Genomic DNA, 21977 nt, shown 5'->3' with positions numbered 1-21977 from the left:
CCCAGGCTACAAAAGACTATCTTTTTCTCTAAGTACCCCGCCGCTTCATGCGCGATATCCAGGAGAGTGCTCATTCTCCTTATCCAATTCCTTAATAAATTAACAATATTCTGATAGAATCTAAATAAGAGGCAGTTAGTCATTTTTTTACCCATCAAGCTAATCGCCTAATGTATTTAGGAAGTAGTTATGCCAAAATGTACTATTGGATTATTAATCAATGCAGCACATCTCGCTTATCGTATTGAGGGGGAAGATAATGCTTTGCGTCAAGATGAGTCTCGTAAAGGTTACCTTGCTACACAGCAATTAGTAGATAATATTGCTCAATCAGAATATCAGATAACTGTTAAAACAAATGCCAAGGCAAGAAACTCTAATGGTTTAACAGCGGTTCGTCTTGAACCAATCGATAAGGAATCACCTGTTATCATTTCTTTTAGAGGAACAGCTGCTACTCAAGATCTGTATTCTAATATTACTTTAGCATTGACTGGTACAGTAGAAAAAAAATTGCGGGCAGAGGCTTTTTCTTTTTATGAAAGAACAAAAGAACAGTTTCCAAATAGAGACATAATATTAGTCGGACATTCTCTAGGAGGGCACCTAGCTCAATATGTAGGAACTAAAGCCTACGCCACAGATGCACACTTGCGAGAATCAAGAAGCTTGCATGTTAGAACGTTTAATACAGCACCTATCAATACACTTCATGGTCAGTTTTTGACTAGGACTTATAATCATATTTTTAGTCAATTTTGTAATTATAGGTTGGACCACGATGTAATAAGTGCGCTTCCTGGTCAACAATATTACGGAAATACCTTTTCTTTTTATCAAGAAAAAAGTATGTTTCGATCCCATCCTTTGAGGGTAATGAGAAAACTTCTGCCTGATTCTGTAAAAAATTTAGAAATAGGTGGAACCAGTAAAGCCCAAAGGGATTTGAATACTCTAAAAGAAGCCGTTCTAGGTATAAAAGATGCTTATGCTGCTCACATCCATGGACAATGGTTTTCTACATATAGAATGGGCATTAAAAATAAAAAAATTATAGATAAGGCATTAAAGGCTGTTAATCATGCATTAAAAGAAAATCCACCTAATTTTGAAGGAGCATGGACTCATCTAGAATCTGCAAGGCTCAGTACATATGGACCTACATCGCGTGATTGCCTGAATTGTTTAATAAAAGATGTTTTATATGTTCAAAAAGAATATAAGGCATCGCCTGAACCCACGGAATCAAAAAATGAGTCTATCCAACCTAGTGGGCCTGAAGGATTACATCGTTCCATGTAATCTATTATTTTCCAATTGTTTTATATTTTCTCATCAAGTTTGGATTGAATCTTTAAATTAGGCATTAGCCAAAGGCGGACAATGGTATTCTTCGGTGACCTCATTGTCGGGATTGACTGCTTGTAAAACGATAGGGAATTTCCATAAAGAATAGAGATGTTTCAGTACATCTATTGTCGTGTTACCCAAAGGCACTCTATTTTGTTGAGTGTATCTTAGTGTCATTGAGCGATCACCTTGCAAATCAACAGAATCAATTTGAATGTCTGGTTCTAAATAACCTAAATTATATTGTCGTGACAATGCTTCTCTTATTTTTTGATACCCTAACTCATTATGAATCGCATTAACATACAAATCTGGGCTGCGATCATCGTCTACGATATGGAATAATTTTAAATCGCGAATTAATTTAGGTGATAAATATTGGGCAATAAAACTTTCATCCTTGAAATGGCGCATGGCATTATCCAGACTACTGAGCCAATCGGTGTTTGCTAAATAAGGAAACCATGCTTTATCCTCTTCGGTAGGATTTTCACAAATCCGTTTGATGTCTTGCATCATATGATATCCCAACGTATAGGGATTAATGCCACTATAATAAGGACTATTATAAGGCAGTTGCATAATAACATTGGTATGGCTTTGTAATACTTCCAACATAAATTCATCAGTAACCAAACCTTCATCATAGAGTGCATGTAAAATGGTATAGTGCCAAAAACAAGCCCATCCTTCATTCATCACCTTGGTTTGGCCTTGTGGATAAAAATATTGGGCCATCTTACGTACAATACGTACGATTTCTCTTTGCCAAGGTTCTAGCAAGGGGGCATTTTTTTCAATGAAATACAAAATATTTTCTTGTGGTTCTTCGGGGAAGCGCTTTTTCTTTATTTGTTCGGCGACCTGTCTGCTTTGAGGAATAGTTCGCCATAATTCATTGACTTGAGATTGCATGTAAATTTCGCGGTTTTGTTGGCGGATTTTTTCTTCCTGTATGGATAAAGGGGTAGGGTGTTTGTAGCGATCGACGCCATAGTTCATCAGTGCATGACAGGCATCCAAGATTGCTTCTACTTCATTGATACCATAACGTTGTTCGCAATCACTGATGTATTTTCGTGCGAATACTAAATAATCGATGATGGCATCTGCAGAAGTCCACATCTTAAATAAATAATTGTTTTTAAAAAATGAATTATGGCCATAACACGCATGCGCAATGACTAAAGCTTGCATGGCCATCGTATTTTCTTCCATGAGATAAGAAATACAAGGATTTGAATTAATAACGAGTTCATAGGCCAAACCCATATGTCCCCGTTTATAATTTTTTTCAACACCGACAAAGTGTTTGCCGAAAGACCAATGATGATAACCAATAGGCATGCCTACAGAAGCATATGCATCCATCATTTGTTCTGCAGTAATCACCTCTATTTGATTGGGATAGGTGTCTAACTTAAACTCTTTGGCGATACGCGCAATTTCGCGGTCATAGTCTTGAATTAATTCAAAGGTCCATTCTGCACCTGTGGATAATGGCTTCTTCTTTTTCATGCAGTTTTCCTTTTAAATAGCTCATGAAATACGGGATAGATGTCTGCGACCGTATCAATGTTTTCCATAGCAAAATTAGGGTAGCGCTCTTTCACCAGCTGATAGACCTCCCATAAACTCTGATGGTGGCGCGGCATGATTTCAATGTATGCAAAATATTGCAATAAAGGCATAATTTTATCTTGCAGTAACTCCTGGCAATAGGGGGAGTCCGCATTCCAATTATCACCATCCGATGCTTGGGCCACATAAATGTTCCAGGCTTCCGGAGGATAACGTGAATCAATTATAGTACTAAGAAGTTCCAAGGCGCTGGACACCACCGTGCCTCCAGTTTCTCGAGAATAAAAAAATTCTTCTTCATTCACTTCCTTAGCGGAAGTATGATGCCGGATAAATACCAACTCTATTTTTTCATAATTTTTGGTGAGGAACATGTAAAGAAGGATAAAAAATCGTTTTGCTATGTCTTTTTTCGCCTCATCCATGGAACCGGATACGTCCATAACACAAAACATAACTGCTTGAGTTGATGGTGAAGGAACCCGAACCCGAAAGTTATAACGTAGATCAATGGTATCGATGAAGGGCACGGTTTGTATTTTCTTTTTCAGGAATTCAATTTTCTTTTGTAGGTCTTTTAGGATTTCAGTGTCTTGAATGGGCTGTGCTTGCAGTTGCTCCAGTTCTTCTATAGCCTCTCTTAATTGTTTTTTATACGGCGAAGCTAAAGCAACTCGACGTCCAGTTGCTTGTTTCATTGAGCGGAGCACATTAATATTGTTTGGAATCCCGCTGGTGGTTACTCCTGCTCTTACTGTTTTGAAGGTACTAATGCGTGCCAATTCTTTCTTAATCAAGTCGGGTAATTCCAGATCTTCAAAGTACAGATCAAGAAATTCTTCTCGAGACAGTTCAAAAACAAAATTATCTTCACCTTCACCACTGTCGCTGGCATTAGATCCATCACCACCACTACCTGAGCTGCCACTCGGTCTTCTTATTCTGTCGCCAGAAACAAAATTGTCATTGCCTGGGAGCACACGTTCTATGTGCCCACCTTGGCCGCGGTGAAATACAGGTTCAGAAATATCTTTGGCTGGAATCGTTATTTGCTCACCTTGATCAATTTCAGTGATACTTCGTTTGCCAACAGCATCGGAGACGGCTCGTTTTATCTGATTTTTATAGCGACGAAGAAAACGTTGGCGGTTAACCGTACTTTTTTTCCCTGCATTTTGTCGTCTATCAATCAATTGCGACATAATTTAGCCCCACATAATCTTTTATCTTGCGCCTATTTGTAGTTGAGTGAGGACAAGGTCCTCCTACTCAAGGAAATGTTTATCGCATAGATTCTAAACTACAGCATTTCCAAAACTACAAATAGCAGTACCTTTTGCTTTCTCATCGAGGAGAAAGAATTTATTATTGTGACTTACGTACTCGCAAATACCATTCACAAAGCAAGCGTACTTGTTTGCGTGTATACCCTTTCTCAATCATTCGAGAAATAAACTCTTCATGTTTTTTCTTATCATCTTCAGATGCTTTGGCATTGAAGGAAATAACGGGTAATAAGTCTTCAGTATTGGTAAACATCTTTTTCTCAATAACTGATCTTAATTTTTCATAACTATTCCACACAGGATTTTTGCCTCGATTATTCGCACGAGCACGTAAAACAAAGTTTACTACTTCATTACGAAAATCTTTTGGATTAGATATTCCTGCGGGTTTTTCAATTTTTTCAAGCTCTTGATTTAATAAGGCACGGTCAAAGATTTCACCGGTATCTGGATCTCGATAATCCTGATCTTGAATCCAGAAATCAGCATAGGTTATGTAGCGGTCAAAGATATTTTGTCCATACTCAGAATAAGATTCCAAGTAGGCTGTTTGAATTTCCTTGCCAATAAATTCAACATACTTGGGTGCCAGATATTCTTTGATAAAGCCTAGGTAAGATTCTTGTACTTCCTGAGGAAATTGTTCTTGTTCAATTTGACGTTCCAGTACATACATTAAATGTACAGGGTTTGCTGCAACTTCACTGTGATCAAAATTAAACACTTTAGAAAGAATTTTGAAAGCAAAGCGTGTTGATACGCCGCTCATTCCTTCATCAACGCCGGCAAAATCGCGGTATTCTTGATATGATTTTGCTTTGGGATCAGTGTCTTTTAAGCTCTCTCCATTGTACACCCGCATTTTGGAGTAAATGCTGGAGTTTTGTGGCTCTTTTAAACGAGTTAAGACGGAAAATTGCGCTAACATGTCCAAAGTCCCTGGAGCACATTGAGCGTGAGTTAGAGAACTATTATCAATGAGTTTTTGATAAATTCTAATTTCTTCAGAAACGCGGAGACAATAAGGAACTTTAACTATATTAATACGATCTATAAACGCTTCATTGTTTTTATTGTTTCTAAATGATTGCCATTCTGATTCATTCGAATGCGCTAAAATAATACCCTCGAATGGAATGGAAGATAAACCTTCAGTCGCATTGTAATTGCCTTCCTGAGTTGCCGTTAATAAGGGATGCAACACTTTAATGGGGGCTTTAAACATTTCGACAAACTCTAAAAGACCGCGGTTTGATCGACACAGCCCTCCGGAGTAACTGTATGCATCAGGATCATCTTGAGAAAAGTTTTCTAATTTACGAATATCAACTTTACCTACTAAAGACGAAATATCCTGATTGTTTTCATCACCGGGCTCTGTTTTGGACACTGCAATTTGTTTTAAACGCGAAGGTCTGACTTTGACCACTCTAAATTGACTAATATCCCCATTATATTCATGCAATCTTTTGACTGCCCATGGTGACATCAAATAACGTAAGTAACGAGGAGGGATCCCAAAACGTTCTTGAAGTAACTCTGCATCTTCTATTGGATTAAATAAAGACAGTGGTGATTCAAATACAGGTGAACCCTTTATGGCATAAAAAGGTATTTTCTCCATTAAATCTTTCAGTTTTTCAGCAATAGAAGATTTACCTCCTCCTACAGGTCCTAAAAGATAAAGTACTTGTTTGGTTTCTTCTAGGCCTTGAGCTGCATGTTTTAGAAAACCAACAATTTGCTCAATGGGCTCTTCCATACCATAAAAATCTTGGAATACAGTATATCGTGGAATGATTTTATTGGAAAAAATTCTTGATAAAACAGGATCATGGCGCGTATCAATCATTTCAGGTTCGCCTATTGCCATGAGCAAGCGCTCCGCTGGATTGGCATAAGCAGAAGGGTCATTTTTACACAATTCCAGGTATTCTTCCAAACTCATCTCTTCTTCTTTGTTATCCACAAAGCGTTTGGTATAGCTGGTTAAAAAGTCTTGAGTGTTCATATGCCATCCCCTTTTATCCTTATGAAGGATATCTTGTGTTTCTTTACATTTATTGCATTTTACTGGTAAAAGCAATATATGAATTTTCAGCTAACTTCGTAATACTTATTAAAGATTGACCTAAGAAGTTACCCCTTTATAATCATTATAGGCTAAACTAAGAAAATTGTTATATAACTCAATAAACTTAATCGCTTTTTGCAAAGGATGTACTAATCATGCCTGACACGACCGTTTATTTAAAAAACTACCAGCCCCCTTTTTTCGCAATTGAGACTGTAAATTTAAATTTTGACCTCTATGATGATCATGCTTTAGTAAGTAATGAACTTCAATTAATCCGTCAACATGAAGGCCCTTTGCACTTATATGGTGATGAGCTGGAATTGGTTAGCGTGCATATGAATGGTCAAAAACTGGAGCCATCTTCCTATGTCCTGCACCCTGATGCACTTATTATCGAAAACTGTCCAGATGAGTTTATATTAAAGATAGTAACGCGTATTTACCCACAAAATAACACCCAATTATCCGGGCTCTATCGTTCGAATCATCTATTTTGCACGCAATGCGAGGCGGAAGGTTTTCGACGTATCACTTACTTTCTTGACCGCCCAGATGTACTAACCACTTATACGACACGTATTTCAGCCGATAAAAAACACTATCCTACTTTATTATCAAACGGAAATTTGATCGAATCTGGCGCGACTGATGATGGACGTCATTGGGTCGTTTGGCAAGACCCATTTAAAAAACCATCTTACTTATTTGCCTTAGTCGCAGGTGATTTGGCGTGTATCCGCGATAAATTTGTGACCAGTTCTGGACGTACAATTGATTTGCGTATTTATGTCGAGCCAGGAAATGAAGATAAATGCACCCATGCAATGGACTCGTTGAAAAAATCCATGCGTTGGGATGAAGAAGTCTATGGCCGCGAATACGACCTCGATATTTTTATGATTGTAGCCGTCAGCGACTTTAATATGGGCGCTATGGAGAACAAAGGATTAAATATTTTTAATTCAAAGTACATCCTCGCCCGTCCTGATACAGCAACAGATCAAGATTTTGCTGATGTTGAAGGAGTTGTTGCCCATGAATATTTCCATAATTGGACCGGCAATCGAGTCACGTGCCGCGATTGGTTTCAGTTAAGCTTGAAAGAAGGCTTAACCGTTTTTCGTGATCAGGAGTTTTCTCGGGATATGAATTCACGAGATGTAAACCGAATTATGGATGTTAGAGTGTTGCGAAGTACGCAATTTCCCGAAGATGCTGGCGCAATGGCCCATCCAGTTCGACCAGAGTCTTATCAAGAAATAAATAATTTTTATACAGCAACAGTGTATAACAAAGGTGCAGAAGTAATTCGCATGCAGCATACACTGCTTGGAAAAGACGGTTTTCGAAGGGGTATGGATTTATACTTTGAACGTCACGATGGCCAAGCAGTCACTATTGATGATTTTGTTGCCGCGATGGAAGACGCAAACCATGCTGATTTAACTCAATTTAAAAGATGGTACAGTCAAGCAGGAACCCCAGAAGTGGTAGTGACCAGCGAATATGCGCAGGGGCAGCTTACCATCAATATGCGACAAAATTGTCCACCAACCCCCGAATGCCATGATAAAAAACCATTTCATATCCCAATCCGAATTGCACTATTTGATGCTCATGGTCATCAGATATCAATCGATAAAGAGATTTTGGAATTAAAGGAAAAAGAACAAAGTTTCACTTTTACTGATTTGAGTGAAAAACCCGTTATTTCATTATTGCGTGAATTTTCTGCGCCGATTAAGTTAAAACACGATTTGAGTCAGGACGAGTTACTCTTTTTACTACGACATGAAGTGGATGGTTTTGCCAAATGGGATGCGGCACAAAATCTGATTTTAAATTGCATCAAAGAATGCTTGAATCAACCCCCCAATAAATGGCAGGTACCTTCTGCTTTAATTTCTGCTTTGCAGCATGTATTACTTGATGATTCACTGGACGCTGATTTACGAGCAGAATTACTCACTCCCCCTGGATTTGAGGATATTGCGACGCAATTAGATAATGTGGATGTGGGTGCAGTGGAAAATGTTCGTGATTTCCTCCATCAGCAATTAGGATGGTACTTAAACGAAACAGCCCAATCACTCTATCAACAATTATGGCAAATTGAAGATCATCGCATGAATGGGCCTGCTTATGGTCGCAGAAAATTGCGCAATGTGTGTTTATGGCTCATGATGAAAGCTAAAGAATCGGCTACTTTAGAGTTATGCGAGCAGCAGTTTATGGCGGCACAAACTATGACTGATCAAATTGCCAGTTTTTCTTTATTGGTTAATTGCACTAATCAGGGGTTGCGGGAACAGGCTGTCGAAGATTTTTATAAGCAATGGTCTAAAGATGATCTGGTTTTAGATAAATGGTTTGCCATTCAAGCCATGAGTGAGTTACCCGAAACTTTAACTCGTGTAAAGGTCTTATTAAAACATTCTGCGTTTAGTATTAAGAATCCCAATAAAGTCCGTGCATTGATCGGTGCGTTTTGTATGGGTAATCCGCGTAATTTTCATGCCTTAGATGGAAGTGGTTATCGCTTTTTAACTGAAATGTTAGTGACATTGGATAAAATCAATCCACAGATTGCCGCGCGTTTAGCCAATCCATTCACCCGTTGGAAACGTTATGATAAACCCAGACAAGTTCTGATGCACGAGCAATTAGAGCGGTTGGCCGAGCTGGAATTATCACGTGATTTAGCAGAGGTCGTGTCTAAAAGTTTGATGGTTGATGCGAGCTAAATGAGTATTTTTTGTAGCCTGGGTGCAGCGCAGCGGAACCCGGGATCCGGTGTCTACATATAGTTTTGATCCCGGGTTACGGCTTTGCCTTCACCCAGGCTACGTGTCTAAATAATACATTACATTAAGTTGACGCCATTGACGTTGATTGTACCTAAATCCCATTTGCTAGAGCGTCACTTTAGTATTTTCCGCAGGAAGAGAATTCAAGTTGTTACAAAAATCAGTAGGGTTCAACGTATAATAAAGGCCTAAACCTACTTCACATAAAAAAATGATCAGGACGAGCATCCCTAATAGGACCGAGACAATTTGTTTATTTTTTCTCTTTTTTTCGTGGATTTTATTTAAAATGGTTTCATTGCTGTGCAACAAACGGTCACTTATTATGTTGATTACTGACTCAACAACGGCATCATGGCATGAATGATTTTCCAATGCATGCAATTTGCTAATGGAGGTTTTTAAGACAACGGTTGCTTCAGCTGCGATTACAGTCAGTGTGCATGTGCGATTTCGAATGACTCTTATTTCATCAATGGTTTCACCAACGCCTAGTTTCCCTATGAGTTCAGGAGGAAAATTTTTATTTTTTTTCTTATACAGTCCAACCGTCCCAGAAATAATAATAAAAAAATCATCATTTATTTCTCCTTCTTTAAGCAATATATCACCTTTCCTAAATAGTTCCCTTGAGGAAATTGCTATGAAGGTGTCATAGTTTTCATCAGATAAATGACTTAATAAGGAGGTTTTTTTTAAATTATATTTTTCATTTTTGGAAAAGTCGTTCATTGAATTTTCCTTAATTCAAGAAGGAGTCACTTATTCTGTCTCTTTGTTAGTAGTGTAAAGCGACATGGATGAAGAGACTCAGTTACTTTAATTATTTGTAGCAATATGATTTTTTTCAAGGAAAGTTAGTTTTTTATCTTATGATTGCTTTCTGTAGGTTCTAGTTTTTAGGGTAAACACTGCTAATTCCTTGATAATTTGCCCTCGGGCATCGGCTACACCAACACCTATTGCATCAACATGTTCTGCAATCTGGGTTTGATGGGATTGGGCGAATTGATGAATTAACTGTTGCAGTTGCTGATATAAAAGAGTGCTTTGCTGCTCATTTAAATGCTCTGCAGAAAAAATAGAGAAATGCGGGTTAAAGTAATTGAGCACACTTGGGCTACCGTATTGATGAAAAAGTGCTTGTCTCTCAGGATCCTGAGCGGCCCATGCAGGGATAATTGCTTGTGGATCACGGAAGCGTGCTAATTCGTTTAATGTCTTATTGCTTAATTCTTGTATTGTCTTATTATGCGTTACCCTCAACATGACATAACCGCTGCGGCTGGGAATAAATTCTGCAGTGGAAAAAAGAATGGGTTTCTGTTGCTTGGCCAACTTCTTTGTTTGTCTGATAATGGCAGGGATTTGTTGTGAGTTATAGTCTGCTAAATATAAGGTGATATGAAGAGGATGATTATTCAAATAGGGTATAATTTGATAAGTGCTGAATATTCCTTGTTGGGCTAGATATTGATTAAACTCTTTGATCAGTGCGGTGATGTGGTTTTCTGACTTTAATTTAAGATAAACGTTAATTGATTGGCTTTTTGCTGCAGAGGTGTTTGCAACAAAGCAACAAATTAACCAAAATAGGAGGATAAGGTGTCTCAACGTTTTGCAGTTATTGGTAATCCTATTGCACATAGTTTATCTCCTATAATTCATCAATGTTTTGCCAAACAAGTAAACATACAACTGACTTATGAAAAAATTAAGGCAGAAGACCCATCCTTTGAGCAGATAGTATCTGATTTTTTTGCTCAAAATGGCAAGGGGCTCAATATCACTTTACCTTTTAAACAGCGCGCTTTTGAAATGGCTCAGCAGCGTAGTTTTCGTTGTAAACAAGCTGGAGCAGCTAATACTTTATGGATGGAAGCTAACCAATTGCATGCAGACAATACCGATGGTATTGGGCTTATCCGTGATTTGAGTCGTTATATCTCTGTGGAAGGCAAGCGTGTATTGATATTAGGTGCTGGAGGAGCTGCACGCGGAATAGTTTATCCCTTATTGGAAAATGATCCTTCGGAACTGATCATCGCTAACCGTACTTTAACGAAAGCCGAAGAGTTCCAACGAGCTTTTCCACAAACAAAATGTGTGAGCTTTAATGAAATTAAGGGACAATTTGATTTAGTGATTAATGCAACTTCTGCTGGTTTGGCCGGGGAATTTGTGGCCTTACCAGACGAATGCATGTCAGCAAAGCCATTTTGTTATGATTTGTCATACAAACAGCACAGTGCAACCGCTTTTGTTCAATATGCTAGAGAATTAGACTGTGACGCAGCAGATGGCTTAGGCATGTTGGTTGAACAAGCTGCAGAGGCTTTTTTTATTTGGAACGGGATTATGCCTGAAACTAAAGAAGTACTGACGTTTTTGCGTGCCTAGGAGAATAAAACTATTGTAGCCTGGGTGAAGGCGAAGCCGTAACCCGGGTTCCGCTGTCGCTGCACCCAGGCTACATTTTTTAAGCAAAAGGTAAACGTTTTCATTAAGAAAAATTATTCAAAAAAAGCGATCACTTCTTTAGCATTATTAATCGTGTCTTGAAAACCTAACTCAAGCAATTCTCTTGTGTAGTCTCGTTCAAACAGTACAAAACTTAAAAGATCGCCGGAATGTTTTTTTTCTCCTAAGAAATTGAGAAGGTATCTAAGCAATGTCGGCAAGGCTTTAAAATGTATTTGCGCTAAAGGGGCAAGATCTTTACTGGGACGTAAATGCAATGTAGTAATGGGACGCCATGGAGAGCGGCGCTTTTTCCACATCGACAGAAGCATGGCAATTTCGTTCATGCGATTGACCATTTCAATGTCGCGGTCAAGGTTGTCCAAAAAAAGTGCATTTAACATGTTTCCAAAAATATGTGAAAAGGGAATGTCCTCATGATTGCGCAAATTTTCTTGCTCAACAAATGCAGGCAGCGCCCGAGTTCCTAAAATCAGAATTTTATCTACTTCAAAACGAATTGAGCCACGAAGGGGGGCGGCTAAGCCCACACTCCCATCCCCATAATGAAACCCATCGAGCAAAACGGTTGGAAAAAATAAAGGCAAGGCACTGGATGCTAAAATATGTTCTGCCTGGAAACTAACACGCTTGCTTCCATGTCGAGGATAATTCCAGTCTGTGAACTCAGGATTGTTGTGTTCATAAAAAGAAATAGTTTGACGTGTCTCATAACAGTTAGTAATTATTTCCAGGGTATCAAGATACCCATTGTTTATATTTTGGGCTATTTTGGTGAAATCAAGCCCATCGACAATCATTTGTTTCAGTGGCTCAGTATCCAGCAAATGAGCTGCCTGCCGCTGTTTAATCATCATTGTACTCATATTACGTACAACAGATTTACTTAAAGCAAAATTGCTGGCTCTATATACGTGTTGGCAATGAATTTCGCTCCAAATAGTCTCCAGTTTATCAAGTGCTGTTGGGAAGTCATCGGCGTTTTCTGCAAGGACTGCCGCATTCATACTCCCAACGCTAACCCCACTGACCATTTCGAAGGGTAGTGTTTTAACTTGCAAAATATGACCGATTGCTTTCAATACACCTGCTTGATAGGCACCTCGAGCGCCACCACCTGCCAAATAAAGAGCTTTTTTAGACATAATGATTTTTTTTATCGCATTTATTTAGTCTCTATGTGAAATATAGTTGAATTTACTCCGAATTAGCAAGTTCTCGTTTATATTGTAAAAAAATTAACACAAGGACAGAGAAATAGGATATTATATCTTTCCTTCAAAATGATCTATTAATGAGCAAAGTGAAAGAGTTTGAGATTGCTAAAGTACGAGAAGCAACGGAAATTCTTCGAAAAATACGGTACCCAATTGATTATGATGCAGAGCTTTCGAGTTCTAAGACTGATACTGATCTCGTCTCAAAAAAAGTAGTTCTCATATCACAAGCGATCAAAACTACGGGTGATTCAAGCAAGGCAATGTTACAAATTGGTTCTTCGGTGAGAACGTTTCAGAATATTCCACCCTCTGAATCGCTGACGACCGGCTTGAGTATTGGATCACTTTGTTTGGCGGTGTTAAATTTTCTGCTTATCCCCTCTGTTTATCTTACTTGCTACCTTTTAAAAACAAAAATTCCTGCGACTCAGGAGAATAATGCGAAGTGGCTTATTTCTGGGATATTGTTAGCACTGACAATCACTTCAATCGCTGTTCCCGCCGTAGCCGTAACAATTGCCTTTATTGCCGCTTCAATTTCTTTAGCCTTGAGCTTATTTTTATTAGGTCGGACGATTTATGAATGTTATCAATTGAGTAAAGAAAGAAGAGCAATTAGAAAGTTAATTTCCGATGCTGAAGTAGAAATGGATGCGATTCAGAAACGAGCCATTGGATTAAAGGCTGCTTTAAATCATGTACGTACTGAATCGGAGCTTAATTCGTTATATAAGAAGATTACATTGCTTCATATACGTTTTGAAGAACAAAAAAAACATCTACTGGAACTTAAGTTAAAAGAATTAGAATTAAATAATAAATTAGAGAATGCTAACTTTACGCAAGTAATGGTTAAGGGCGCCGCCTTTAGTTTATCTGCATTGGGTATGATTGGTTTGATTCTCTCTTTATATTTCCCACTTGTAGGTTTAGGAATACTCACAGCAGTATCCGTTGTTTCACTTACAATTATTGCGGTTCGATTGGCTATACCGTTAGTTAGTTGGATTAGAGGTAAATTCCAATCCAGTGACAGCACAGCAAAGGAGGATCACACTGATACGTATGAGCATAATAAAGAACCTTCAACGGATATGATGCTGGAGTGTTTTTTTGGCAGCAAAGAAAGTGCACGTGATATTTTAAAAAAAGTGCCACCCCAAGATATCGATTTCTCATTAACGAGTACCACTGCACTGTTTCTTACCCATAATGATTCAGTTGAGCATCAACTAATTGGTGAGTACCAACATGTCATCTGATTGATTGTCTTATTCTTATAAGGATAGACTTTATGAGTCAGAACAAATTTTTTTCAATAAAGTTGACTTTATTATTGCATTTTGGGTGATCTGATTTTTTAGTCTAAAGCTCATTGCAAAAAGTTAAAAACTCCTTTAATTTAAAAACATACCCCCCTCAAAGGAAAAAACTCATGGTGAATATACTTCGCGAGCAACCCCGTGCATTCCACATGATTTTTATGTTGGAATTATGGGAACGATTTGGGTTTTATACTGTTCAAGGGATTTTGACTTTATTCTTTATTCGCTATTTGGGTTACAACGATACAATTTCTTATTATACGTTCGGTGCTTATTCTGCTTTAGTTTACGGAATGGTTGTGATTGGTGGATATTTAGGAGATAGGATTTTAGGCACCAAGCGTACCATAGTACTTGGTCTTATTGTTTTGGCTGCAGGCTATTTTTCTTTAGCGATTACCGATAAAGAGCATGTTTTCTTTGCGTTGGGTTTAATTTGTGTAGGAAATGGTTTATTTAAGGCAAATCCATCGAATTTGCTTGCTAAGTGTTATGAAGAAAATGATCCACGTTTGCATGGGGGCTTTACTTTATATTATATGGCAATCAATTTGGGAAGTATGATTGCGTTATTTGCAGGCCCAGCAATTTCGAGCCGCTATGGTTATTCGTATGCTTATATGATGAGTGCAATCGGTTTGTTAATTGGATTAGCTAATTATGCATTGCAACACCAATTTGTTGCCCACATCAATACGGATGCTGACAAACGGAAAATCTCATTTTCGCAATGGCTTATGATATTGATTGGTATATTCATTCTTACTGAGTGTTCTGCTCATTTATTACAGCATGTGATGCTTGCTAAAAATTTGTTTTGGTTTATTACCATTGCAGTAATTGTTTATTATCTATTGATGACACGTAAAGAAAGTAAAGTGGTCAGGATGCGGATGTTGGTCGCTTTGGCTTTGATGCTGGAAGCAATCATTTTCTTTACCCTGTATCAACAAATGCCAACATCGTTAAATTTATTTGCCGTACATAATGTAATTCCAGTTTTCTTTGGCATCACGATTGATGCTCAAAGTTTTCAGGCATTAAATCCTATCTGGATTGTATTAATGAGTCCTGTTTTGGCTTACTTTTATGATCTCCTCAATAAGAAAGGCATCCAGTTTTCTATCCCTTATAAATTTTCTTTAGGGATGACTATGTGCGGATTGAGCTTTTTAATGCTCTTTTTTGCTCGTTATTTTTATACGGACCATGGCATGGTTTCTTCGTGGTGGTTAATCATAAGCTATTTGTTTCAAAGTCTTGGTGAACTGTTGGTATCTGCTCTTGGTGTTGCAATGGTAGCAGAATTAGTACCGGCGCAAATTGCTGGTTTTGTGATGGGGATGTGGTTTTTAACCTCCGCAATAGCAGGATTTATTGGCGCTACGGTTGCCTCTTATACATCACTTCCCGAACACATTAAACCTGGGGTTGGGTCCTTGATGATTTATACCCATGTGTTTGCTTGTATTGGCATCGCCACTTTAATTATTGCAGTGCTTATGTGGTTATTATCACCACGGTTAAGTCGCTATATTGCAGTAAAAAGGACGGACTTACATCAAGAAGCACAAGAAGCAGAATACTCCGTATCTAAGTGTTTTATGGTACAGTCATAAGCCCAAGCTCTTGAAGAAATGGTTAACCTAAATTCACTGGAATTTAGGTTAACTGAAATTAAATTTAATTTTATCTCCAGTGGCCATGACCACCATGCCAACCACGATGCCAGCCACCGTGCCAACCACCGCCGTGCCAACCGCGACCACCCCAATAATTCCAGCCATGATTACGCCAGCCAGAATAGTAGTAATTACCTGGGTAGTAGTAACTACTTGAGTAGTAACTTGGATAATAACCGGAATAATAGTAGCCCCCGGGATAAGCGGAAACATAACAACCGCTTAAAAGGAGTGTAGGTACAAACACTAATACTGCGATAACAAGTTTTTTCATGCTCGCTTCCTTTGCCAATGTTCGTACATTAATTATACTTCATGGTCTTATGTTAATCAAAAAAATCAAATATTTTTCATCGGTGATGTGGGAAAATTCTTATTAATCAATCGGTTGTCTATAAATTGGATAAACTGTGTTCATATAGATGGATTCTATTGTACTATTGGATGTTGCTGGGTAATAAAGTTGAAAAAATTGGGAGTCTGGGTGATAGGTAATGAGAAAAAATGAACATTGTAATCAGTCTGCGCTCTCAAAAATTGATAAGGAAATATTTGTTAACATCCGGCGTTCATCCCGATGAGTTTCCCTCTATTACCCCGTCTATTGATCTCACCACGCTGATATCTTGGTTTAAGGAAGAGCAATTAAACCATTCCAAAAGGTCAAAAGAAGAACAGCAAAAAATTGAATTTATTTTGGTCTCTTTACGAACAGAGCTGTTGCACGATTTGTTTGTTTCTATGAATGGGGATGATATCAAATTGCCCAAAGAAGATGAAAATAAATCGGTGATGGACAAAATCAAATTTGCATTACTTACAGCAGCAGGGATCTTGGTAGCTGCTTGCCAGGGATTTGATGGCATCGTTACCATGTTGAGCATTTTCGAGTTGCCATCATTGGTGATTCTTAGTGCTGGATTTGCATTTTCATTTCTTTCCGTAGTCGTTTTTTGTGGTTTTGATTTAGTAAAAGTATCGGATGCTCTGGGAGTTAAGCTTGGTGAAGCTTATAAATTATTAGATGCATATTTCTTGCAATTGCAGATGATTAAATCCATAAGAAAGAAAGTAGATGGTTATGATTTCTCAGATCCTTATTGTGATTTACAACAACAAAAGCAAATAATTTCTATGTTGCAAACATGTTTCATATCGCTAACAGAAGCCAGTAAGCAATTTGAGCAGGCGCTCAACAGTGAGAATATGCAAATGGCCAAAGCGGTAATTTCTGGAGCGTCTGCAGTACTCTTCTTTGGCGGTGGTTTTTTTGCAGGACAATCAGTAGCGCTTTTTATTTCAGGCCTCTTTGTTAGTTCAATAATTCCGACTTTTTGGCCGGTAATTATTTTTAGTACTCTAGTAGGAGTAGCCGCATTGAGTGTTTATTGGTATGTTGACCGTCCTGGATTAAATAAGTTAGTAAGTAGTTGGTTTGGTCTGAATGAAGAAAAAGTACAGAAATTATGTGATAAGGAGTTAATTCTTAAGGAAGCAAAAAATCTGGATACTTTAGAGAAAAAAATAATCAGAATGTCCAGATTAGTGGATAGGTTGGCTCAGTTAGAGCATCGTGTTTGTCCTAACGAAAAAATTATCAGTGACGAGTCTATGCCGCAGCGAACACCAATTGAGACCAGAGCAAGTACAAACTATTATTCCTTCCTTAAATCTCCGGATTTATTATCCTCTATTTCCGATGAGGAAGAAAATTTAGATAAAGCCTCATGTTTTTGTATCTAGGGCCTGTTTTTTGAGCTTAAATATTCAAGATATCTTTGACAAAAGGAATCGTTATTTTTCGTTGTGCTGCAAGCGATGCATCATCTAAACGATTAAGCAAATTTTGCAAATCATGCATATTTCGCGAGCATCGATTCAAGAGGAATTGCCCCACACTGTTTGGTAAATCAAAACCTCGTTTTAGAGCATGTAGTTTTAGAGTATTGATTTTATCTTCATCATTTAACTCCATTAATTGAATGACCAAACCCCAACTTAATCGAGACCGTAAGTCCGCTAACTGGATAGGAATTGTTGTTGGCGATTGATTTCCGGAAATGATTAAAGTACTTTTTTCCATGTCTTTGATTTTATTATACAAATGGAATAAAGCTTCTTCCCATTCAGGATCTTTGGCGATAACGTCTATATCATCAATGCAGATTAATTCTTGTTCTTCTACTCCTTCTATGGTTTGCGGGCCCCATTCTTTAAGAAGAGTCAAAGGGAGATAGATTGCAGATTGAGTTGAATTAACGGCTTGACAACATGCTTGTAATAAATGGGTTTTTCCACTGCCAGTATTGCCCCAGAGATAAAGCAACCGATCTTCTCTATGGATGAGCATACGGTGCAATTGTTGTTGCAATAATTTATTGCCCCCCCAATTGAAATCAACAAGGGTTGCCTCATCATTTAATTTTATAGCGAGTGCTAATTGTTTGTTCATTACGATGGTTCTTTTTTGGGCCACGCTTTTCTGCCCCATGTCCAAATATAATCAATGTAGGTAAACGCTGTCGTAAATGTCGTCAAGAGGATCAGGACATTAAGGAGATAGGGAGGAAATTCGAAATAAGCTAATTCAAATAAACAGGAAGTAACAAGGGTTAACTGCAGTGCTGTATTAATCTTACTGAGCAATGTGGGTTGAAAGTCCAGTTTGCGGCGAATAAATTGATACCAAGCCAGGACCCCTAAGGAAATTGTCAAATCTCTGAGAAAGACTAAAATGACTAGCCACCAAGGCAAAACGCCAATTAAGGCTAAAGAGATGAAGCTGGTGGCAATTAATAATTTATCAGCGAGCGGATCAATGAACGAACCAAAAAAACTTTGCCAGTTAAAACTTCGGGCTAGAAAACCATCCAAACCATCACTTAATCCAGCAAATATAAATAAATAAAAAGCAATAGTGTATTCATGATGGTGTAAATAAAATATGAAAGGTCCAATTAATAGGAGACGTAATAAAGTCAGAGCATTTGGAATGTATTTTAATATCATAGGCCATACGATAATTTAATAACCCTTATCTGCCCGCACCTTTCACTATTAATTTAGGGATTGGATTTTGAAGGGAATATGTGTTTTGCTAAACAATAAAAACTAGTGTATACAATACTCGTAGTTCTGTCACTTATGTTTCTCTTCATTTTTACGATACATAATCACTGTGTTACCAATCATTTGAATGAGTTCTGCATGCAGTTGCTGACATAACTCATCTGCCATGATAATTCTATCTTCTTTTTCTGCGCCGTTAATTTTCACTTTTATTAACTCATGTGAAAGCAATGCAATATTGGTTTCTGCAGTAACTGCTTCAGTTAATCCTTTGGCTCCAAGAAGTACAACCGGTTTTAAATGATGGGCTTGGGCTTTAAGCGATTTTTTAAGTGAGGCATCCACTGTAATGTTCCTTAATACACTCCAATAATTCAGTAATTTTGGAGCTTGAATGATAAAATGGTAAATTATTGCACGTTTTGCTGGGAAAAGGTAGTGAAATTCAGTATCATAGGCCAAATTGATACTCATAAATAAATTTATGAAGCGTACTAAAAGCAGTAAACGGTGGTTGCAAGAGCACTTTGATGATGTTTATGTAAAAAAAGCACAAGCAGAGGGCTATCGTAGTCGTGCCGTATACAAATTAAAAGAGGTAGATGAGAAAGAGTTATTGCTTAAACCCGGGATGACTGTAGTTGATCTGGGGGCTGCCCCTGGAGGGTGGACTCAGTATGTATCTGAACGGTTACAAGGGCGCGGCCGTATCATTGCTTTGGATATATTGCCTATGGATGCTTTACCTGATGTCGATGTTATTCTAGGTGATTTTCGAGAGGATGAGGTGTTGCAAAAGCTAATGGATCTAATTCCAGAGCGCAGTGTTGACTTGTTATTATCAGATATGGCCCCAAATATGAGTGGCTCCGCTGCAATTGATATTCCCCGAGCCATGTATTTGGTGGAACTGGCTTTTGATTTTGCGGAAAAAATGTTAAAGCCAGGTGGGGCCATGCTTATTAAAATCTTTCACGGGGTTGGCTTTGATGATTTAGTAAAACAGGCGAGAGCATCTTTTGAGAAAGTCGTGATTCGGAAGCCTTTAGCTTCCCGAGCTCGCTCAAAAGAAACCTATTTGCTGGCAAAGGGATACAATTTATAGTAACTTTATGATCTAAAGGAATTCGATCATAAAATAAAGCTGTACGTCACTAACGAGGTTAATACTTTGAACGACATGGTTAAGAATTTATTTTTATGGCTGATTATAGCAATAGTGCTTGTTTCAGTTTTCAGTAATTTCGGCCCTCGAAACTCGGTCGCTGAGAAACTCTCTTACAGCCAGTTTTTGAAAGAAGTCGATCAAGGTATGGTTAATTCAGTCACCATTGAGGATGATAAAATCATCAAAGGGATGACTAAAAATAATAAGCGCTTTGTTACTTACATGCCTATGCAAGATAATGCTTTGTTAGGCGAATTATTGAAAAGCAAAGTTGATGTAAGTGGCCAAGAAAAGCAACAAGAAAGCTTCCTCCTCCACTTATTTATTAACTGGTTCCCAATGCTGCTTCTAATTGGTGTTTGGGTATTTTTTATGCGCCAGATGCAGGGCGGGGGCGGTCGAGGGGCAATGTCTTTTGGCCGTTCACGTGCACGTTTACTCGGTGAAGACCAAGTTAAAGTAACTTTTGCGGATGTTGCTGGGGTAGACGAAGCGAAAGAAGAAGTTAAAGAATTAGTTGATTTCTTACGCGACCCTACCAAATTCCAAAATCTAGGTGGACGTATTCCCCGCGGTGTATTATTAGTGGGTTCTCCTGGAACAGGTAAAACTCTTTTAGCTCGAGCTGTTGCTGGCGAAGCAAAAGTACCATTCTTCACAATATCAGGTTCTGATTTTGTTGAAATGTTCGTTGGTGTTGGTGCATCTCGTGTTCGTGATATGTTTGAGCAAGCAAAAAAACATGCTCCCTGTATTATTTTCATTGATGAAATTGATGCTGTAGGCCGTCATCGAGGCGCTGGGCTTGGCGGTGGTCATGATGAGCGCGAACAAACGTTAAACCAATTACTTGTTGAGATGGATGGTTTTGAGGGCAGTGAAGGAGTTATTGTTGTTGCAGCAACAAACCGTCCGGATGTTTTGGACCCTGCGTTATTGCGTCCAGGTCGATTTGATCGCCAGGTTGTGGTTCCTTTACCAGATATCCGGGGACGAGAACAAATATTAAGAGTACATTTGCAAAAGGTTCCAGTAGACAGCAATGTAGACATCATGGCAATTGCTCGGGGTACTCCAGGGTTCTCAGGAGCAGATCTAGCAAATCTTGTGAATGAAGCTGCTTTATTTGCCGCACGTGCTAATAAACGCAAAGTCAGCATGATAGAGCTGGATAAAGCAAAAGATAAAATCATGATGGGAGCTGAACGTCGCTCTATGGTGATGGATGATAATGAGAAAAAACTGACTGCCTATCATGAAGCGGGCCATGCGATTGTTGGTTTAAGTGTGCCAGAGCACGATCCTGTTTATAAAGTCTCTATAATTCCACGCGGCCGTGCACTTGGCGTAACGATGTTCTTACCAGAGCAAGATAGATACAGCCATAGTAAACGTCGTTTGGAAAGTCAATTGTCCAGTTTATTTGGTGGCCGAATTGCCGAGGAGCTTATTTTTGGTGCGGAAAGTGTAACCACAGGAGCATCGAATGACATTATGCGTTCTACTGAAATAGCGCGTAAAATGGTTACGACTTGGGGACTATCCACTTTGGGGCCGCTTACTTTTGGCGAAGAAGAAGAGGAAGTGTTCTTAGGGCGCTCAATGAATAAACATAAAGAAATGTCAGATAGAACAGCGCAGCAAATTGATGATGAAGTACGTGCAATTATTGATAGAAACTATAAACGCGCCAAAGAAATTCTGGTTTCGAATATGGATAAATTGCATTTAATGGCCGAAAGCTTAATTAAATACGAAACTATAGATTTCAAGCAAATACAAGAGATTATGTCTGGCAAGGAACCTTCCCCACCAGAAGACTGGGGCTCATCAAAACCCCTAGATGGTGCTGAAGTGGTAAATAGCACACCAGAAAAACCATCAGAGCATGAAGCCATTGTAAATCCTGCTGAAGAGCACTGAGATTATTC

18 protein-coding genes are annotated in these 21977 nt (G+C 38.5%); 8 read left to right on the top strand and 10 right to left on the bottom strand.

Annotated elements, in window-relative coordinates:
* The first annotated feature begins 189 nt into the window (after nucleotides 1-189).
* The gene (locus tag Lstg_RS07430) at nucleotides 190-1302 is read left to right on the top strand and encodes a lipase family protein (RefSeq protein ID WP_058477025.1); all 1113 of its coding nucleotides are present in this window, start codon (nucleotides 190-192) and stop codon (nucleotides 1300-1302) included.
* Between the two features lie 57 nt (nucleotides 1303-1359).
* Here the strand turns inward: Lstg_RS07430 and Lstg_RS07425 are convergent, their stop codons facing one another.
* The 3 genes from Lstg_RS07425 to Lstg_RS07415 form a co-directional block, all read right to left on the bottom strand.
* On the bottom strand, nucleotides 1360-2868 hold the full coding sequence (locus Lstg_RS07425; protein ID WP_058477024.1) for a SpoVR family protein: 1509 nt from the start codon (nucleotides 2866-2868) through the stop codon (nucleotides 1360-1362).
* Nucleotides 2865-4133 (bottom strand): YeaH/YhbH family protein, encoded by a 1269-nt coding sequence (locus tag Lstg_RS07420; RefSeq protein ID WP_058477023.1) that lies wholly within the window; start codon nucleotides 4131-4133, stop codon nucleotides 2865-2867. Before Lstg_RS07420 ends, Lstg_RS07425 begins: the two co-directional genes overlap by 4 nt.
* A gap of 163 nt (nucleotides 4134-4296) precedes the next feature.
* Nucleotides 4297-6228 (bottom strand): PrkA family serine protein kinase, encoded by a 1932-nt coding sequence (locus Lstg_RS07415; protein WP_058477022.1) that lies wholly within the window; start codon nucleotides 6226-6228, stop codon nucleotides 4297-4299.
* A 218-nt stretch (nucleotides 6229-6446) separates the two neighbouring features.
* Between Lstg_RS07415 and pepN the strand changes: the two genes are divergently transcribed.
* On the top strand, nucleotides 6447-9038 hold the full coding sequence (gene pepN, locus Lstg_RS07410; RefSeq protein ID WP_058477021.1) for an aminopeptidase N: 2592 nt from the start codon (nucleotides 6447-6449) through the stop codon (nucleotides 9036-9038).
* Nucleotides 9039-9206: 168 nt separating this feature from the next.
* Here pepN and Lstg_RS07405 read toward each other — a convergent pair whose 3' ends face one another.
* Together Lstg_RS07405 and Lstg_RS07400 are read right to left on the bottom strand one after the other, a co-directional pair.
* Nucleotides 9207-9833 (bottom strand): cyclic nucleotide-binding domain-containing protein, encoded by a 627-nt coding sequence (locus Lstg_RS07405; protein WP_058477020.1) that lies wholly within the window; start codon nucleotides 9831-9833, stop codon nucleotides 9207-9209.
* A gap of 138 nt (nucleotides 9834-9971) precedes the next feature.
* On the bottom strand, nucleotides 9972-10748 hold the full coding sequence (locus Lstg_RS07400; protein WP_238585394.1) for a 2'-5' RNA ligase family protein: 777 nt from the start codon (nucleotides 10746-10748) through the stop codon (nucleotides 9972-9974).
* On the opposite strand from Lstg_RS07400, the gene aroE reads away from it, so the two are divergent.
* Complete coding sequence (gene aroE, locus Lstg_RS07395; RefSeq protein WP_058477019.1) at nucleotides 10707-11501, top strand: shikimate dehydrogenase; 795 nt, start codon at nucleotides 10707-10709, stop codon at nucleotides 11499-11501. The two genes, Lstg_RS07400 and aroE, sit on opposite strands and share 42 nt — an antisense overlap.
* A 113-nt stretch (nucleotides 11502-11614) precedes the next feature.
* Here the strand turns inward: aroE and Lstg_RS07390 are convergent, their stop codons facing one another.
* The gene (locus Lstg_RS07390) at nucleotides 11615-12727 is read right to left on the bottom strand and encodes a patatin-like phospholipase family protein (RefSeq protein WP_058477018.1); all 1113 of its coding nucleotides are present in this window, start codon (nucleotides 12725-12727) and stop codon (nucleotides 11615-11617) included.
* 149 nt (nucleotides 12728-12876) lie between these two features.
* On the opposite strand from Lstg_RS07390, the gene Lstg_RS07385 reads away from it, so the two are divergent.
* Nucleotides 12877-14064, top strand: coding sequence for a hypothetical protein (locus Lstg_RS07385; RefSeq protein WP_058477017.1), 1188 nt, complete (start codon nucleotides 12877-12879; stop codon nucleotides 14062-14064).
* Nucleotides 14065-14237: 173 nt separating this feature from the next.
* Nucleotides 14238-15746, top strand: coding sequence for an oligopeptide:H+ symporter (locus tag Lstg_RS07380; RefSeq protein ID WP_058477016.1), 1509 nt, complete (start codon nucleotides 14238-14240; stop codon nucleotides 15744-15746).
* 70 nt (nucleotides 15747-15816) lie between these two features.
* On the opposite strand, the gene Lstg_RS07375 is transcribed toward Lstg_RS07380, so the two are convergent.
* Nucleotides 15817-16101, bottom strand: a complete 285-nt coding sequence (locus Lstg_RS07375; RefSeq protein WP_238585393.1) for a hypothetical protein — start codon at nucleotides 16099-16101, stop codon at nucleotides 15817-15819.
* A 212-nt stretch (nucleotides 16102-16313) separates the two neighbouring features.
* Here Lstg_RS07375 and Lstg_RS07370 point away from each other — a divergent pair, with 212 nt between their 5' ends.
* Nucleotides 16314-17552 (top strand): hypothetical protein, encoded by a 1239-nt coding sequence (locus Lstg_RS07370; RefSeq protein ID WP_058477014.1) that lies wholly within the window; start codon nucleotides 16314-16316, stop codon nucleotides 17550-17552.
* Between the two features lie 16 nt (nucleotides 17553-17568).
* Here the strand turns inward: Lstg_RS07370 and hda are convergent, their stop codons facing one another.
* The 3 genes from hda to yhbY all read right to left on the bottom strand — a co-directional run bounded on the left by hda (nucleotide 17569) and on the right by yhbY (nucleotide 19223).
* The gene (hda, locus tag Lstg_RS07365) at nucleotides 17569-18261 is read right to left on the bottom strand and encodes a DnaA regulatory inactivator Hda (protein ID WP_058477013.1); all 693 of its coding nucleotides are present in this window, start codon (nucleotides 18259-18261) and stop codon (nucleotides 17569-17571) included.
* Nucleotides 18261-18818: a CDP-alcohol phosphatidyltransferase family protein gene (locus Lstg_RS07360; protein WP_058477012.1), complete on the bottom strand. Its 558-nt coding sequence runs from the start codon at nucleotides 18816-18818 to the stop codon at nucleotides 18261-18263. Before Lstg_RS07360 ends, hda begins: the two co-directional genes overlap by 1 nt.
* A gap of 129 nt (nucleotides 18819-18947) precedes the next feature.
* Nucleotides 18948-19223 (bottom strand): ribosome assembly RNA-binding protein YhbY, encoded by a 276-nt coding sequence (gene yhbY, locus Lstg_RS07355; RefSeq protein ID WP_058477054.1) that lies wholly within the window; start codon nucleotides 19221-19223, stop codon nucleotides 18948-18950.
* Between the two features lie 139 nt (nucleotides 19224-19362).
* Here yhbY and rlmE point away from each other — a divergent pair, with 139 nt between their 5' ends.
* Nucleotides 19363-19983: a 23S rRNA (uridine(2552)-2'-O)-methyltransferase RlmE gene (gene rlmE, locus Lstg_RS07350; RefSeq protein WP_058477011.1), complete on the top strand. Its 621-nt coding sequence runs from the start codon at nucleotides 19363-19365 to the stop codon at nucleotides 19981-19983.
* A 75-nt stretch (nucleotides 19984-20058) separates the two neighbouring features.
* On the top strand, nucleotides 20059-21969 hold the full coding sequence (gene ftsH, locus Lstg_RS07345) for an ATP-dependent zinc metalloprotease FtsH (RefSeq protein ID WP_058477010.1): 1911 nt from the start codon (nucleotides 20059-20061) through the stop codon (nucleotides 21967-21969).
* Nucleotides 21970-21977 lie beyond the last annotated feature (8 nt).

Origin of the sequence: Legionella steigerwaltii, from assembly GCF_001468065.1 — a bacterium.
Lineage (GTDB): Bacteria > Pseudomonadota > Gammaproteobacteria > Legionellales > Legionellaceae > Legionella > Legionella steigerwaltii.
This window is presented reverse-complemented; position numbering and strand designations above follow the sequence as displayed.

Excerpts from the sequence above, each read along its gene's own strand:
- Lstg_RS07430 (WP_058477025.1), top strand. The coding sequence starts at position 190 with ATGCCAAAATGTACTATTGGATTATTAATCAATGCAGCACATCTCGCT.
- Lstg_RS07425 (WP_058477024.1), bottom strand. The coding sequence starts at position 2,868 with ATGAAAAAGAAGAAGCCATTATCCACAGGTGCAGAATGGACCTTTGAA.
- Lstg_RS07420 (WP_058477023.1), bottom strand. The coding sequence starts at position 4,133 with ATGTCGCAATTGATTGATAGACGACAAAATGCAGGGAAAAAAAGTACG.
- Lstg_RS07415 (WP_058477022.1), bottom strand. The coding sequence starts at position 6,228 with ATGAACACTCAAGACTTTTTAACCAGCTATACCAAACGCTTTGTGGAT.
- pepN (WP_058477021.1), top strand. The coding sequence starts at position 6,447 with ATGCCTGACACGACCGTTTATTTAAAAAACTACCAGCCCCCTTTTTTC.
- Lstg_RS07405 (WP_058477020.1), bottom strand. The coding sequence starts at position 9,833 with ATGAACGACTTTTCCAAAAATGAAAAATATAATTTAAAAAAAACCTCC.
- Lstg_RS07400 (WP_238585394.1), bottom strand. The coding sequence starts at position 10,748 with ATGTGCAATAGGATTACCAATAACTGCAAAACGTTGAGACACCTTATC.
- Lstg_RS07390 (WP_058477018.1), bottom strand. The coding sequence starts at position 12,727 with ATGTCTAAAAAAGCTCTTTATTTGGCAGGTGGTGGCGCTCGAGGTGCC.
- Lstg_RS07385 (WP_058477017.1), top strand. The coding sequence starts at position 12,877 with ATGAGCAAAGTGAAAGAGTTTGAGATTGCTAAAGTACGAGAAGCAACG.
- Lstg_RS07380 (WP_058477016.1), top strand. The coding sequence starts at position 14,238 with ATGGTGAATATACTTCGCGAGCAACCCCGTGCATTCCACATGATTTTT.
- Lstg_RS07370 (WP_058477014.1), top strand. The coding sequence starts at position 16,314 with ATGAACATTGTAATCAGTCTGCGCTCTCAAAAATTGATAAGGAAATAT.
- hda (WP_058477013.1), bottom strand. The coding sequence starts at position 18,261 with ATGAACAAACAATTAGCACTCGCTATAAAATTAAATGATGAGGCAACC.
- Lstg_RS07360 (WP_058477012.1), bottom strand. The coding sequence starts at position 18,818 with ATGATATTAAAATACATTCCAAATGCTCTGACTTTATTACGTCTCCTA.
- rlmE (WP_058477011.1), top strand. The coding sequence starts at position 19,363 with ATGAAGCGTACTAAAAGCAGTAAACGGTGGTTGCAAGAGCACTTTGAT.
- ftsH (WP_058477010.1), top strand. The coding sequence starts at position 20,059 with ATGGTTAAGAATTTATTTTTATGGCTGATTATAGCAATAGTGCTTGTT.